This is a genomic window from Mycolicibacter engbaekii, assembly GCF_002101585.1.
GTDB lineage: Bacteria > Actinomycetota > Actinomycetes > Mycobacteriales > Mycobacteriaceae > Mycobacterium > Mycobacterium engbaekii.
In genome coordinates this window covers 144,489-158,181 of the sequence record NZ_LQOT01000031.1, presented here as the reverse complement: position 1 = coordinate 158,181, position 13,693 = coordinate 144,489, and the positions used below count along the sequence as shown (strand labels likewise).

At 69.3% G+C, this 13,693-nt stretch carries 12 protein-coding genes; 5 read left to right on the top strand and 7 right to left on the bottom strand.

Annotation, left to right across the window (positions count from 1 at the left end):
- Positions 1 to 16: 16 nt before the first annotated feature.
- The 3 genes from AWC02_RS09250 to AWC02_RS09240 are packed head-to-tail and all read left to right on the top strand — an operon-like array spanning position 17 to position 4,445.
- Positions 17 to 895, top strand: a complete 879-nt coding sequence (locus AWC02_RS09250; RefSeq protein WP_109560948.1) for an ABC transporter permease — start codon at positions 17 to 19, stop codon at positions 893 to 895.
- Positions 892 to 2,724, top strand: a complete 1,833-nt coding sequence (locus tag AWC02_RS09245; protein ID WP_085128466.1) for a dipeptide ABC transporter ATP-binding protein — start codon at positions 892 to 894, stop codon at positions 2,722 to 2,724. Before AWC02_RS09250 ends, AWC02_RS09245 begins: the two co-directional genes overlap by 4 nt.
- Entirely contained in the window at positions 2,721 to 4,445 is a 1,725-nt protein-coding gene (locus AWC02_RS09240) for an ABC transporter family substrate-binding protein (protein WP_237160399.1), read from the top strand. Before AWC02_RS09245 ends, AWC02_RS09240 begins: the two co-directional genes overlap by 4 nt.
- 124 nt (positions 4,446 to 4,569) lie before the next feature.
- Here the strand turns inward: AWC02_RS09240 and AWC02_RS09235 are convergent, their stop codons facing one another.
- Both AWC02_RS09235 and AWC02_RS09230 read right to left on the bottom strand, forming a co-directional pair.
- On the bottom strand, positions 4,570 to 7,185 hold the full coding sequence (locus AWC02_RS09235) for an AAA family ATPase (RefSeq protein ID WP_085128465.1): 2,616 nt from the start codon (positions 7,183 to 7,185) through the stop codon (positions 4,570 to 4,572).
- The gene (locus tag AWC02_RS09230) at positions 7,182 to 8,327 is read right to left on the bottom strand and encodes a metallophosphoesterase family protein (protein WP_085128464.1); all 1,146 of its coding nucleotides are present in this window, start codon (positions 8,325 to 8,327) and stop codon (positions 7,182 to 7,184) included. The genes AWC02_RS09235 and AWC02_RS09230 overlap by 4 nt, the downstream gene beginning before the upstream one ends.
- Before the next feature lie 204 nt (positions 8,328 to 8,531).
- Between AWC02_RS09230 and AWC02_RS09225 the strand changes: the two genes are divergently transcribed.
- Positions 8,532 to 9,032 (top strand): SixA phosphatase family protein, encoded by a 501-nt coding sequence (locus AWC02_RS09225; protein WP_085128463.1) that lies wholly within the window; start codon positions 8,532 to 8,534, stop codon positions 9,030 to 9,032.
- Positions 9,033 to 9,057: 25 nt separating this feature from the next.
- Here the strand turns inward: AWC02_RS09225 and AWC02_RS09220 are convergent, their stop codons facing one another.
- The 3 genes from AWC02_RS09220 to AWC02_RS09210 form a co-directional block, all read right to left on the bottom strand.
- A complete protein-coding gene (locus AWC02_RS09220; protein WP_085128462.1) occupies positions 9,058 to 9,708 on the bottom strand; it encodes an RES family NAD+ phosphorylase in 651 nt (216 codons plus the stop codon).
- A 3-nt stretch (positions 9,709 to 9,711) separates the two neighbouring features.
- Positions 9,712 to 10,545 (bottom strand): hypothetical protein, encoded by an 834-nt coding sequence (locus tag AWC02_RS09215; RefSeq protein ID WP_165757876.1) that lies wholly within the window; start codon positions 10,543 to 10,545, stop codon positions 9,712 to 9,714.
- Between the two features lie 127 nt (positions 10,546 to 10,672).
- The gene (locus AWC02_RS09210; protein WP_085128532.1) at positions 10,673 to 11,848 is read right to left on the bottom strand and encodes an acyl-CoA dehydrogenase family protein; all 1,176 of its coding nucleotides are present in this window, start codon (positions 11,846 to 11,848) and stop codon (positions 10,673 to 10,675) included.
- Positions 11,849 to 11,982: 134 nt separating this feature from the next.
- On the opposite strand from AWC02_RS09210, the gene AWC02_RS09205 reads away from it, so the two are divergent.
- Positions 11,983 to 12,489: a TetR/AcrR family transcriptional regulator gene (locus AWC02_RS09205; RefSeq protein WP_085128460.1), complete on the top strand. Its 507-nt coding sequence runs from the start codon at positions 11,983 to 11,985 to the stop codon at positions 12,487 to 12,489.
- 25 nt (positions 12,490 to 12,514) lie between these two features.
- On the opposite strand, the gene AWC02_RS09200 is transcribed toward AWC02_RS09205, so the two are convergent.
- Both AWC02_RS09200 and AWC02_RS09195 read right to left on the bottom strand, forming a co-directional pair.
- A complete protein-coding gene (locus AWC02_RS09200) occupies positions 12,515 to 13,066 on the bottom strand; it encodes a DUF3558 domain-containing protein (RefSeq protein ID WP_085128459.1) in 552 nt (183 codons plus the stop codon).
- Positions 13,063 to 13,563, bottom strand: a complete 501-nt coding sequence (locus AWC02_RS09195) for a DUF3558 domain-containing protein (protein ID WP_085128531.1) — start codon at positions 13,561 to 13,563, stop codon at positions 13,063 to 13,065. The genes AWC02_RS09200 and AWC02_RS09195 overlap by 4 nt, the downstream gene beginning before the upstream one ends.
- Between the last annotated feature and the right edge of the window lie 130 nt (positions 13,564 to 13,693).

Here is a 13,693-nt window from a genome sequence, read left to right as displayed (position 1 = left end):
AGAGGGGGCGGCGCCGATGACCCAGATCGAGTTCGCCTCACGGCGCACGCTGGTGCTGCGCCGGTTCCTGCGCAGCCGCAGCGCGGTCGGCGCGCTGGCGCTGCTGGCGGTGATGTTCGTGGGCTGCTACACGCTGCCGGGTCTGCTGCCCTACTCCTACACCGACCTGGACTACGACGCCCTGCTGGTTCCCCCGGGTGCCCACCACTGGCTGGGCACCAACGCGCTCGGGCAGGATCTGTTGGCGCAGATCCTGCGGGGCATGCAGAAGTCGATGCTGATCGGGGTGTGCGTGGCGCTGATCTCCACGGTGATCGCCGCGACGGTGGGGGCGATCTCGGGATATTTCGGCGGCTGGCGCGACCGCGTGCTGATGTGGCTGGTGGACCTGCTCCTGGTGGTTCCGGCATTCATCCTGATCGCGATCATCACCCCGCGCACCAAGAACAGCGGCAACATCGCCCTGCTGGTGCTGTTGCTGGCCGGGTTCAGCTGGATGATCAGCGCCCGCATGGTGCGTGGGCTCACCATGAGCCTGCGGGAACGCGAATTCATCCGGGCCGCAAGATATATGGGTGTCTCCAGCCGGCGCATCATCATCGACCACGTGGTGCCCAACGTGGCGTCCATTCTGATCATCGACACCGCACTCAACGTCGCGGTGGCGATCCTGGCCGAAACCGGCCTGAGCTATCTCGGTTTCGGCATCCAGCCACCCGATGTCTCGCTGGGCACCCTGATCGCCGACGGCACCGCCTCAGCCATCACCTTCCCGTGGGTGTTCCTGTTCCCGGCCGGGGTGCTGATCACCATCCTGGTGTGCGCCAACCTCGCCGGCGACGGCCTGCGCGACGCCCTGGACCCCGATGCCGCGACGCTGCGGGGCCGCCGATGAGCGCCCTGCTGGAAGTCGCCGACCTGGCAGTGACATTCGGCGCCGGAACAGACGCGGTGCGCGCGGTGCGCGGCGTCAGCTACCACGTGAACGCCGGCGAAGTGGTGGCGATGGTCGGTGAGTCGGGCTCGGGGAAGTCCGCGGCGGCGATGGCCGTGATGGGACTGCTCCCGGAGTACGCGCAGGTGTCCGGTTCGGTTCGGCTGCAGGGCCGCCAGCTGATCGGGTTGGGCGACACCGCGATGTCGAAGGTGCGTGGCGCCTCGATCGGGATGGTGTTCCAGGATCCGATGTCGGCGCTCACCCCGGTGTACACGGTGGGCGACCAGATCGCCGAGGCCATCGAGGTACACCAACCGCAGGTGGGTCGCGCCGCGGCGCGCCGCCGTGCGGTCGAGTTGCTGGAGTTGGTGGGGATCGCCCGCCCGGAGCAGCGGGCGCGGGCGTTTCCGCACGAGCTGTCCGGCGGCGAACGCCAACGCGTGGTGATCGCCATCGCGATCGCCTGCGACCCGGACCTGCTCATCTGCGACGAGCCCACCACCGCCCTGGACGTGACCGTGCAGGCCCAGATCCTGGATGTCCTGCGGACGGCTCGAGACGCGACCGGCGCCGGGGTGCTGATCATCACCCACGACCTGGGCGTGGTCGCCGAATTCGCCGACCGGGCACTGGTGATGTACGCCGGGAAGGTGGTGGAGTCTGCGCCGGTGGAGGTTCTTTACCGGGACCGGCGGATGCCATACACGGTGGGACTGTTGGGTTCGGTGCCACGCCTGGACGCGCCCCAGGGCACCCGGCTGGTGCCGATCCCCGGGGCGCCACCGTCGCTGACGGCCGGCATCGAGGCGGGTTGCCCGTTCGCCCCGCGCTGCCCCCTGGCCGCCGCCGACTGCCTGGAGGCGGAGCCGGCGCTGCTGCCCGTCGGGGCCGACCATACGGCGGCGTGCATCCACACCGACCAGGTCACCGGGCGCAGCGCCGCCGACATCTACCGGGTGCGCACCGAGGTGGCCGCCGAGCCCGCCGGCGACTCCCCCACCGTGCTGCGGGTCCGCGATCTGGTGAAGACCTACCCGCTGACCAAGGGGCTGCTGCGGCGCCGGGCCGGCGAGGTGCGCGCGGTCTCCGGCGTGAGCTTCGAGTTGCGGCAAGGCCGCACCCTGGCGATCGTCGGCGAATCCGGCTCGGGCAAATCCACCACCTTGCACCAGGTTCTGGAGCTGGCCGCGCCGCAGTCCGGGTCGATCGAGGTGCTGGGCAGCGATGTCGCGACATTGACCCGTGACGGCCGTCGCGCCCTGCGGAAAGACCTGCAGGTGGTGTTCCAGGACCCGGTGGCCTCCCTGGATCCACGCCTTCCGGTGTTTGACCTGCTGGCCGAACCGCTGCGCGCCAATGGTTTCGACAAGGCCGCGATCCATGCCCGGGTGGCCGAGCTGCTGGAGCTGGTGGGGCTGCGCCGTGGCGACGCGCTGCGCTACCCCTCGGAATTCTCCGGCGGGCAGAAGCAGCGGATCGGCATCGCCCGGGCGTTGGCGTTGCGACCGAAGATCCTGGCGCTCGACGAGCCGGTGTCGGCTCTCGACGTGTCCATTCAGGCCGGGATCATCAACCTGCTGCTGGATCTGCAGCAGCAGTTCGGTCTGTCGTACCTGTTTGTGTCGCATGACCTCTCGGTGGTCAAGCACCTGGCCCACAGCGTGGCCGTGATGCTCGCCGGGGAGATCGTCGAGCAGGGCGAGGCGGACCAGGTTTTCGGCGATCCGCAGCACGAATACACCCGGCAGCTGCTGGCCGCCGTACCGCAGCCGGTGGTGACCTCATGACCCCCACGTTGACTCTGCGCTCGCCACGAAGTTTTGCGAGCAGGGCGCCTGGTGGGCGCAGAGTCAAACGGGTGGTTGCCGCACTGTGCGCGACCGGCCTGGTGCTCAGCGGCTGCTCGGCCGTCGACATCACCGCCCCGGAAGGCACCGCCGCCGTCGGCACCGCCAGCGACATCAATCCGCAGGACCCCGCCAGACTCCGCGACGGCGGCAACCTGCGGCTGTCGATGACCCAGTTCCCCCCGAACTTCAACCCGCTGCACATCGACGGAAACCTGGCCGAGAACGCCGCCATGCTCAAGGCCACCATGCCGCGGGCATTCATCATCGGGCCGGACGGCTCGGCGACCGTGGACACCGACTACTTCACCAGCGTGGAGCTGACCGGCACCAACCCCCAGGTGGTCACCTACACCATCAACCCGAAAGCGGTGTGGAGTGACGGGACACCGCTGAGCTGGAAGGACATCGCCAGCCAGATCCATGCCACCAGCGGCGCCGACAGCCGGTACGCGATCGCGACCACCAACGGCGCCGAACGCGTCGCCTCGGTGACCCGCGGTGTCGACGACCGGCAGGCCGTGATGCGCTTCGCCAAGCCCTACGCGGAGTGGCGCGGCATGTTCGCGGGCAACTCGATGCTGTTGCCCGCCAGCATGACCGCCGACCCGGAGACCTTCAACAAGGCCCAGCTGAGCAAGCCGGGCCCCTCGGCCGGCCCGTTCGTGCTGTCAACCCTGGACCGCACCAGCCAGCGCATCACCTTGACCCGCAACCCCGCCTGGTGGGGCAAGCGCCCGAAGCTGGACACCATCACCTACCTGGTGCTCGACGAGGCGGCCCGGATGCCGGCGCTGCAGAACCACACCATCGACGCCACCGGGGTGGCCACCCTCGACCAGTTGACCATCGCGCGGCGCACCGAGGGCATCTCGATCCGCCGTGCCCCCACCCCGGCCTGGAATCACTTCACCTTCAACGGTGCGCCCGGCGCCATCCTGGCCGACAAGGCGCTGCGGCTGGCGGTCATGCGCGGCATCGACCGGTCCACGATCGCCAAGGTCACCCAGCGGGGCCTGACCGCAGATCCGGTGCCGCTGAACAACCACATCTATGTCGCCGGCCAGGAGGGCTACCAGGACAACAGTGCGGTGGTGGCCTACGACCCGGACCGCGCCGCCCGCGAACTCGACGAACTCGGCTGGCGGCGCAACGGAAAGTTCCGGGAGAAGGACGGCCGGCCGCTGGTGATCCGGCACCTGTTCTACGACGCGTCGAGCACTCGGCAGTTCGCCCAAGTCGCTCAACACAATCTGGCCCAGATCGGGGTCAAGCTGCAGCTGGACGCCAAGGCCGGGGGCGGCTTCTTCACCGACTACGTCAATGTGGGCGACTTCGACATCGCCCAATTCAGCTGGGTCGGTGACGCGTTCCCTCTGGCGGGTCTGACGCAGATCTCCGCCTCCTACGGCGAGGCCAACTTCGGCAAGATCGGCAGCCCGGCCATCGACGCCAAGATCGAGGAGACGCTGGAAGCGCTTGACCCGGCGGTGGCTCGTGCCCGGGCCAACGAGGTCGACAGCCTGCTGTGGGCCGAGGGGTTCAGCCTGCCGTTGATCCAGACCACCGGCAACGTCGCGGTGCGCAGTTCCCTGGCGAACTTCGGCGCGCCCGGTCTGGCGGATCTCGACTACACCGTGATCGGGTTCATGAAGGACTGAGTCGCAACTCGTCGCCCCCGGGCCGCCGAACGTGTACTGAGTTCGAGAATTCCGCCGAATTTGCGGTCTGGTTACACATTCGGCGACAGCTGGCGCCCGCAGGCGCTCAGCTCGCCCGCTAGGCTCAGGCGCTCAGCTCGATGCGGTGGGCACCGGTCACGCTGCGGTAGCGGTCCGGGCTGCACGTCAACACGATCACCTGCCCGTGTGAGCCGACCGCGTCGAACACCGCACCCATCTTCTCCAGGCGATCCGGGTCGGTGAAGCCGAGCGCGTCGTCGATCACCACCGGGACGCTGTCCTCCTTGGCCACCAGGGCCGCCCCGGCCAGCCGGGTCAGGATTCCCAGCTGCTCCTTGGCGCCACCGGACAGCGACTCATACGGCACGGTGCGGCCCCGCAGCGTGCGGGCGCAGATCTTCAGGTCGGTGTCGATGTCGACTTCGAAGTCCGAGCCGAAGACGTGCGCGCCCAGCCGCTGAATCTCGGCGCGGAACGGCTCGACGTAGCGCCGGCGGGTGTCGTCTCGGTGGCGGAAGATGGTCGAACGCAGCAGTTTGGCGGCCCGCGCTCGGCGCCCGATCCGATCATGTTCGGCCGCAGCGTGTTCGCGGGCAGTCTGCGCGGCGTCGAGCTGGCCCCGCCGGCCCTGGGTGCCGAACACGGCGAGTTCGACCTCCACCTCGTGCAGGGCGCGGGCGGTCTCGGTATGCCGCGCACGCAGGTCTTCCGCCGCGGCCTGCGCGGCCGTGAGTTCGGCCTCCACCGTGCCGGGCTCGGCAGCGCCGAGCTGGTCGGACAGCTCGGTCACACGCTCCCCGGCGATGCGCAACGCCTGGGTGTTCGCCTCCGCGGCGGCCATGAGCTCGGCGTCGCCGAGGGTGGCCCGCTGCGCGGCGAGGCGTTGGCCGATGGCCTCCACCTCGGTGCGTTGGGCCGCCGCCTTATCGCGCAGCAGCGTCAGCCGGCTGGCGGCCTCCGCGCGGCGGGCGGCGGCGTCGTGGGAGGCCCGGCGCAGGCTCTCGCAGGCGGCGTCGGCCTCGTCCCGTAGCGCTTCGGCGGCGTCACGGTCGGCACGGACCTGCTCCGGTGTGACCCCGGCGCCGGCCTCGCCGTGCTCGGCGCGCAGCCGGGTCAGCCGCTGACGCAACGCCTCGATGTCGTCGTCACCGCGCAACGCCGCCAGCGCGGCACTGAGCTGGTCGCGGTTGCCTTCCAGTTCGCGGCGCCGCTGGTCGGCCTGACGCGCCTGCTCCGGCTCAGCCACCCCCGCGGCCGCCAGGGCCTCGGCCAGCTCGGTGCGTGCCGCATCATGTGCGGCGCCGGCCTCGCGTGCGCTGTCACCGGGGCGCACGCGCACGGTCAGCACACCGGGAAGGCCGACCTCCAGCGCGTCGGTCACCGTGCCGCTCCAGCTCTGGCCGGCGGGCAGCGCGGTGTGCGCACCACCGATCGTCAGCTCGATGTCGGCGGCTGCGGTCAGTTCCAGAGTCGCCGAGATCGCGGCCAGCGAGGCGCCGGTACGGTCGCACGCTGCGGACGCCGCTTCGATGCGGCGCAGGATCGGCTCGGTCACGACGATCTGCGCCAGCTCTTCGACCACCGGGGCCAGCTGTGCCGCGTTGGCGTCGATCCGGGCGAGCCGGTCGGCGAGCCGGTCCGCCTCCTCGCGCGCCGCGAGCTGGTCGGCGGCGCGGCGGGCGGATGCGACGCCTTCGGCGGCAACCACCACGGCGTGCGCGGCCTCGGCAGCGGCGGCCTGGGCCTTGACGGCCTCGGCCTCGGCGGCCGCCTGGGCTTGGACGGCGCCGTCGATCTCGGTGTCCAGCAGGCCGATTGCCGCCGCCCGCGCTTCGAGGTCATCGCGCAGCCGCTGCCGTTCGGCGACGGCGGTGTCGGTGGCGGTGCAGGTCGCTTGGGCCGCGGTGGCCACCAACTGCGCATCGCGCAGCCGGCCGCGCAAGTCGGCGATGGTGTCGGCGGCCGCCCGCGCCGCACTGTGCCGGGCGTCCGCGGCGGCCTGCTCGGCGGTCAGCCGGGCCAGCTGCTCGGACAGCGCGGCGTGCCGGTGCACCCGGTCGTCGACTTCGGCGAGCAGCTCGGCGCACCGCGCCACCTCGGCGTCGGCGTCGGCCAGCGCGGCGATGGCGCCGGCCCACTCGCCGGTGGGACGCCCGGTCGCGGTGAAGTAGCGGGCGTACTCGGCCTCGATCCGCTCGATGAGCAGCGGCTCGGTGCCGCTGAGGGTGGCGGTGTCGCCGGCGGCGACGTCCAGCGCCCGAGACAGCGCATCGCAGCCCGACAAGTCCACCGCCGCGGTAGCCGACGCCTGCAGCACCCGCTGGGCCTGCCACAGGCCGGTGTCCATGGTCTCGGCCAGCATGGCGCGGACCCGGTCGTGCGCCTCGTCGCCGGTGAGCTGCTCGCGGCGCGGCTCAAGGATGGTCAGCTGGGTCTGGGGCGCCTTGTGGAACCGCTTGTGATAGACGAAACGGTAAGGACCGGTGCTGATTTCGGCGGTGACTTCGGCCCCCACGTCGGCATGGGTGGGCTTGACCTGTTTGACGTCCTTCTTGGCCGAGCGGTCCTTGGCCTCCAGCAACAGGTCCAGCGCCTCGATCATCGAGGACTTGCCGATCTCGTTGGCGCCGCACACCACCACCACGCCCTGGTCGGGAAAGTCGATCTCCCGATGCGCCACGCCGCGATAGTTGCTCAGGACCAGCCGGTGCAGTCTCATGCCACGCCCCGGTCGACCAGGCGCAGCAACAGCGCCAACGCGGCATGGGCGTCGTCGGCGGCCCCGGTGTCGCTGCCACGGGCGGCGGCGACCAGTTCCTCGACCGCGTCGGCGGCGAACCCGCCGATCCCCAGGTCGGAGAACTCGCCGTCGGCGGGTACCACCACCAGGTGGGTGTGGCGCTTCCAGGTGCCCAGCCAGGCGAACAGCCGCGAGTAGCGGTCCAGGCAGACATCGAGAGCGGCCCGGTCGGTGACGCTGAGCGACCCGGTCAGGGCCAGCTGGACGACCGTGCGCTCCTTGTCCGGCAGCTGGTCGAGGTTGATGTCGAGGTCGGTGACATCGCGCCCGGTGTCGAGCTGGCGGTGCAGAGTCAGAAACCGCCACCGGCCGACGTGGCGGGAGTCGACGTGCACGCTGCCGTCGGCCTCGTCGATGTCGACCACCAGCACATGGCCAGGATCGGATTCGATGTCGTCGAAATTGGTGACTTCCGGGGAACCCGAGTACCAGATTCGGCCCGTTGTTCCCACCTGCGTGCGGGAGTGCTTGTCCCCCAACGCGACGTAGTGGATGGCGCCGCGCGACAGGGCGTCCTGCAGGCCCGCCAGCCCGATCAGCGCCGGATTGCCGGGGTCGGGGTCCAGGGCGTCGACGCCGCCGTGGGCGACCAGGATCCGGACGGTGCCGTCGGCGGGAAGCCCCTCGAGCACGGCGGCGGTCAGGTCGGTGGTGGGACGCTTGGATCGCCATGGCGCAGCGACGATCTCCAGGCCGGGGCGCACCTGGTGCACTCCGGCGGTGTCCAGGACGGTCACGTTGTCGGGGCACTCGGCGGTGAACAGGGCGCTGGTGTAGACCGACGCGGCATCGAGTGGATCGTGGTTTCCCGGCAGCAGGTAGACCGGTATCCCGATGGTGCGCATGGCCTCCAGCGACTGACTGATGACCTCGGGAGCCAGCTGGTTGTCCTCGAACACATCGCCGGCGACGACCACGAACTCCGCGCCGGTCTGCGCTGCCAGCGCCCCCAGTCCCGACACCGCGTCTCGCCGGGCGGCCGAGTAGCGGGGCTGAGCGTCGCCGGCAAGAAAATGCCGGGTCATGCCGAGCTGCCAATCGGCGGTGTGCACGAAGCGCATGTCGGTTTCTCGTCCCTTCCCCGTCGGCCAGGCATCGCGAGTGTATGGCCGCACACCGACAAGCCCGCGGACCCCGACCGGCAGGTCCGGTGACCCACTTCGCGTCGCGACCTCGTGCGTCACACCTGGCACTTCAGTCACCGGCAGCGGTTCCGTCGGACGGCTGCGGTATCGGTCGCCGATGCGCCCCCTACCCTGGATCGGGTGAGCGCCCACCGCACCCTGATCCTGCTGCGGCACGCCAAGTCGGACTATCCGCCCGGAGCGGCCGACCACGATCGCCCGCTCGCACCCCGCGGAGTCCGGGAGGCCGGCTTGGCCGGGGACTGGCTGCGCAGCCACGCGCCGGCCATCGACGCGGTGCTGTGCTCGACGGCGACGCGCACCCGGCAGACCTACGACCGGACCGCACTGACCGCACCGGTGCGCTACGTCGACGACCTCTACGACGCCACGCCCGGAACCGTGATCGCGACCATCAACACCGTCGCCGACGACGTCGGCACCCTACTGGTCATCGGCCATGAGCCGGCCATGTCGAGCGTCGCACTCGGACTGGCCGGCCCCGGCACCGATGCCGCGGCGGCCCAGCGGATCTCGGAGAAATGCCCGACGTCGGGCATCGCCGTTCTCCAAGTCGGCGGCAGCTGGGCGGACGTACAGCTGGGTTCGGCCGCCCTGGTCGGTTTTCACGTCCCGCGGTAGGGGCGCGGGTTTCCCACTGCCCCAGTCAGTTCGGCAGCACCCCGGCGTACTGCAGCTGGAACTCCACGTGAAGGACGTCGAGGATCAAATCTCTGCCCCGCTTGTCGAAGAAGATGTCCACCTCATCGATGAGGGTCAGCGACAACGCAGGCGCTTTTCGCGTGATGAGCATCAGCGACGTCAAGTTGTCATGGTTGCGACAGCGGTACCGCATACCGAACGCGGGCGTCGTCTCGAGCAGGATCTTGGTGCCGGTCTGGCGGGTTTGCGAATACTGGCTGACACCGCCGCACAGCAACGCCGTGTCCAGGTTGAGTTTGGTCGCGCCAGAGCCGTACACCGACGCCACCGTGACATCGCTGCCAAGGCGCAACCGGACGAGCTTCTTGTTGACCAGCCAGGATCGACGTACCAGACCCGCCTTGGAGATCGATTGGTTGCGCAAGACACCCTCGGCGACCGCGCCGGCCAGTGTGTCACCGACGTAGATGTAGCCGCCGAGCCTGGGGTCGGCAGGCTCGAAGCGGCCTTGCTTGGGATGGCCCAAGGGCCGTGGCTTCATGTTGAACGAGTTCGCCGCATAGGACGCATCGGCCGCCATGATCCGGTACAGCTCGGTACCTTTGCGGACGGTCTCGACGTCAGCGAGGCGTCCGTTGTACCGATTGGTCGGCATCGCTCAATCCATGCCCTGTTGACCGAGTTGGATCGCGAGGTCGACCAGATCCTCGGTCAGTTCACCGCTTTCGACCATGTCGATCGGACGCCGATCCGCAAGGCTCTCATCCGGGCTGTACCACCAGTCCAGCGTTCCCCATGGGTCTGCGCCGCATTCCAGCTGACGGTTCGCGTAGGCGACCACGGGACGGATCTGCTGGCGCATCGGGTCGATCTGGAATTTGGGATACCGATATTGATTGCCGATCTTGACGCCCAGCAGTTCGTGTGCGCGGCGTCGGTCCTGCGCGATCGACCGATGCGGCTTACCGCTTGGCGACAAAATGGCGCTCACCGCCCCCGGACTGTAGGTCTCCTCCGGCTCGAACGGCAGCGTGTATTCCAGCGTTCCGGTGGCCGTCGGCAGCGTCACGCGCTCGCGTTGCGAAAGCCCCGCTGCGGCTCCGATCTCGCGGAGGATGCCCCGCTGCACCTCGACGACGGCGGCGAGCTGCGTAAGGAGTTCGACGGGTACCGGCGCAGCCTGTTCCACGTCCACCGCACCGGATTCCTCGGCTACTTCGCGTACCGAAGCCGGCTGCTCGACGGCGAGACCCCCAAGCCGAACGACCAAGGTGCCGTCCTCCAGTTCGACGGCCACGTCCCCTGGCGCATCGATCCCGGGCGGCAGTTCGAGCCGCAGCACGGCCTCCTCAGAGGTCTCCGCGTCGGGTCCAGTCGTCAGCTTTGACATCGGACCGAACACGATCCGCCACTGTCGGTGAGTGTGTCTTGGCAGCCCACCGCGGCCAGTGTCGGCCATGCCGGAAAATGGCTCCACCACCGCTTCCTCCACTTACTCGATGGCTGAAACACCCGCTGCTGCGGCCTTCGCGTCGACGGCCGCAACCTCGATCCGATACTACGCTTACAACGCAGTGTTTCGCTATACGTAGTAATCGTAGTATCGGACCGACGCCCGCTCAGATCATCGCCCGCAACGCCGGCGACGGCTCGACGCCCATGGACGTCAGGGCGCTGGAGTGATAGATGGTCCCCGGGGTCTGGATGGCGTGCCCCAGGCCGACGTGGGCGTCACGCCAGAACCGCTGTAACGGGTTGTTGCGGCGCGCGGCGTTGCCGCCGGAGCGGGCGAAGATCGCGTCCGCGGCGGCCACCGCCCGCCAAGCGCAGCGAATCTGGTTGCGCCGCACCAGCGAACGATCCTCGAAACTGATCTCTTTGCCCGCATCGGCGAGGTCGTACATTCTGCTGATGCCGTCGAGGAGCTGCAACCGCGAAGCCGCGATCTCCGCGGCGGCTTCCGAGATCGCGTACAGCACGTACGGGTCGTCTTTGATCTTGGTGCCGGTGGCGGCTACCCGGTCACGCTGATAGTCCAGGTGGGCCGCCAGCGCGCCCTCGGTGATCCCGATGAGCGCTGCGGTGATCCCGAGCGGGAACATCGTCCAGAACGGCAGCTTGTAGAGCGTCTCGGTGCGTCCGGCCGCCTCGGCGGCGGGGGCGCCGGAGGCGACGTGCTCGAAGTCGATGGTGCGGTAGCCGGGGATGAACGCGCCGTCGACGATGATGTCTTTGCTGCCGGTTCCCGACAGGCCGATCACGTCCCAGGAATCCTCGACGATGGTGTAGTCGGCGCGGGGCAGGACGACGTGCAGCACCCGCGGGGGCACACCGTCGGCGCCACCGACCCGTGCGCCCAGGAAGATCCAGTCGCAGTGATCGGTGCCCGAGGAGAAGTTCCACCGGCCACTCAACCGATAGCCGCCGTCAACGGGTGTCGCAACACCTTGCGCGGCATACGGGGAGGCGATCCAGGTGTCGGGATCATCGGCCCAGATCTCGGCCTGCAGCCGGCGGTCCATCAGCGCCATCTCCCAGGGGTGCACTCCCCCGACGCCGCACACCCAGCCGGTGGAGCCGCAGTGCTTCGCCACCGCCATGACCGTCTCGGCGAAATCGCGCGGGTGGGCGGCATAGCCGCCGAAGTCCGTGGGCTGGAGCATCCGCATCACGCCGGCTTGGCGGATCAGCGACACCGACTGATCGGACAGCTTGCCCAGCCGCTCGCTGTCTTCGGCGGTGGCCGCCAGCTGGGCGGCGATCTGCTCGACGCGTTCGAGGACTTCGTGGGCCATGACCGGCACCTCCTGCTCCAGGCCCCACCGCGGGGCCGTCCTGGTTCGGTACCGTACCCCCGATTTGACCATTTGGTCAATCCATACGGTCAAACCATTTGTGCAAAGGTCGCCACCCTGGTTAACCTGCACTCATGGGCAACCGTGAGGATCTGTTGGAGGGCGCCAAGCGCTGCCTTGTGGAACGGGGCTGGGCGAATACCACGGTGCGAGACATCGCCGCCGCCGCCGGCGTCAGCCACGCCGCCATCGGCTACCACTTCGGCAGCCGCGAACGTCTCCTGGTGCAGGCCCTGCTGGAGGAGCTCGACGAACTCGACGCCCGGATGGCCGCAGACGGCGACTCCGCGGCGGCGGTGGACCGCTGGCAGGCGGTGCTCGAGTCCTTCGCCACCGACAAGGCGCTGTGGACATCGCATCTGGAAGCGATCGTGCAGGCTCAACGCAACGACGAGCTCCGCGCCCGCCTGGCCGAGGGCCAGCGTCGCGCGCGCACCGAGATGGGCGGATCCGTCGCGCTGGCCGTCGTCCTGGGCCTGATGATCCAGTCCCTCATCGACCCCGACAGCGCGCCGACGGCAGGTGAGGCCATCGCCGAGCTGCGGCAGATGTCAGCCGGCGGCAAGAGCGGCGCGCACTAGCCCGCCGCGCCGTACCCGCGCCGACTCAGGAGTTGGTCGCGAGCGTGAGCTCCATCAGCTTCAGGGCCTGCTCACAGGCGTCGATCCCGGGTGCCTGCGGGTTGACCCACCACCCGACCACTCCAGCGGCGTCACTGGCGACCCCGCACGAGCCGTTCGGGTCGGAGGGACGCATCACGATCGACGGCACGCCCACGATGGACTTGGTCTCGATCTGGTACTTGAGGAACTCGGCGACCTTGCGCTCGTTGTCCAGGCTGCCCTGCTCGAACCAGAACCGGGTGATGTCGATCAGCCCAGCCGGGTTGGCCGCCTGCCAACGGCAGATCGCGCCCACGAACGTGCTCTGGATGTCGAGCGGGTCAGCACCCACGGTCTTGGCCAGGATGTCGGTGGTCAGCACCTCGCACTCCTTGAGCAGGTTCGGGTACTGCCGCTCGGAGTTGTTGTTGCGCTTGGTGTCGCCTGAGCCGGCCTTGACCGCCGTGCCGCCCACCTCACGGGAGCAGGCGGTCGGTGCGATCAGCACCGCCAGCGCGGCCAGCGCCCCTGCCGCTACCCGGACCCGGCGGTTCATTTGGCGTTCGCAATCGACTGGCGCGTCAGCTCTTTGGCGACGTCGCAGGGATCCGGGAACGGCTTCTGAGCGAAACTGACCGACCACTCGATGAAGTCATCCTTGAATTGAATGCCGATCTCGCACAGGTTGTCGCCCATCGTCGGGGCGGTGCCGATCGCGATGAAACCGCTGTGGCCGTCGATGTTGATGTCCTCCACGGACGTGCGCGACACCTCCTCGGTCTTCCGCTCACGACCGATGGGGCTGCCGCGATACCAGGAGAACGAGAAGTGCGGGCCCATGATCCCGCCGCGCAGCAGCCACTGGCAGCCGACCGAGTTCTGGGCGGTGCTGACCAGGCCGGCCACCCGCGTGAGGTTGGTCATGGTCTCGTCGCTGACGCCCCCGCACAGCGGGAACGAGGGGCCGTGAGTGCCCTGCTCGGGCGCCGAAGACGACGACTGGCTGCCGGACTGGGCTTCAGTCGAGTCGGCATCGGAACATCCGCCGAGCATCGGAATCAGGGCAGCGACCGCCAGGGCCGGGACCGTCAGTGTGAGCCGCACACGATGCACTGTAGCGGCACCGCCGCCCGTCAACCACGACACCGCGGTGACCAGTCGGTTTGTGTCGCCGGCTGTCGCC

What these genes read in the sequence shown, in the direction of transcription:
- AWC02_RS09250 (WP_109560948.1), top strand. Translation starts at nt 17, where the DNA reads ATGACCCAGATCGAGTTCGCCTCACGGCGCACGCTGGTGCTGCGCCGG.
- AWC02_RS09245 (WP_085128466.1), top strand. Translation starts at nt 892, where the DNA reads ATGAGCGCCCTGCTGGAAGTCGCCGACCTGGCAGTGACATTCGGCGCC.
- AWC02_RS09240 (WP_237160399.1), top strand. Translation starts at nt 2,721, where the DNA reads ATGACCCCCACGTTGACTCTGCGCTCGCCACGAAGTTTTGCGAGCAGG.
- AWC02_RS09235 (WP_085128465.1), bottom strand. Translation starts at nt 7,185, where the DNA reads ATGAGACTGCACCGGCTGGTCCTGAGCAACTATCGCGGCGTGGCGCAT.
- AWC02_RS09230 (WP_085128464.1), bottom strand. Translation starts at nt 8,327, where the DNA reads ATGCGCTTCGTGCACACCGCCGATTGGCAGCTCGGCATGACCCGGCAT.
- AWC02_RS09220 (WP_085128462.1), bottom strand. Translation starts at nt 9,708, where the DNA reads ATGCCGACCAATCGGTACAACGGACGCCTCGCTGACGTCGAGACCGTC.
- AWC02_RS09210 (WP_085128532.1), bottom strand. Translation starts at nt 11,848, where the DNA reads ATGGCCCACGAAGTCCTCGAACGCGTCGAGCAGATCGCCGCCCAGCTG.
- AWC02_RS09205 (WP_085128460.1), top strand. Translation starts at nt 11,983, where the DNA reads ATGGGCAACCGTGAGGATCTGTTGGAGGGCGCCAAGCGCTGCCTTGTG.
- AWC02_RS09200 (WP_085128459.1), bottom strand. Translation starts at nt 13,066, where the DNA reads ATGAACCGCCGGGTCCGGGTAGCGGCAGGGGCGCTGGCCGCGCTGGCG.
- AWC02_RS09195 (WP_085128531.1), bottom strand. Translation starts at nt 13,563, where the DNA reads ATGCTCGGCGGATGTTCCGATGCCGACTCGACTGAAGCCCAGTCCGGC.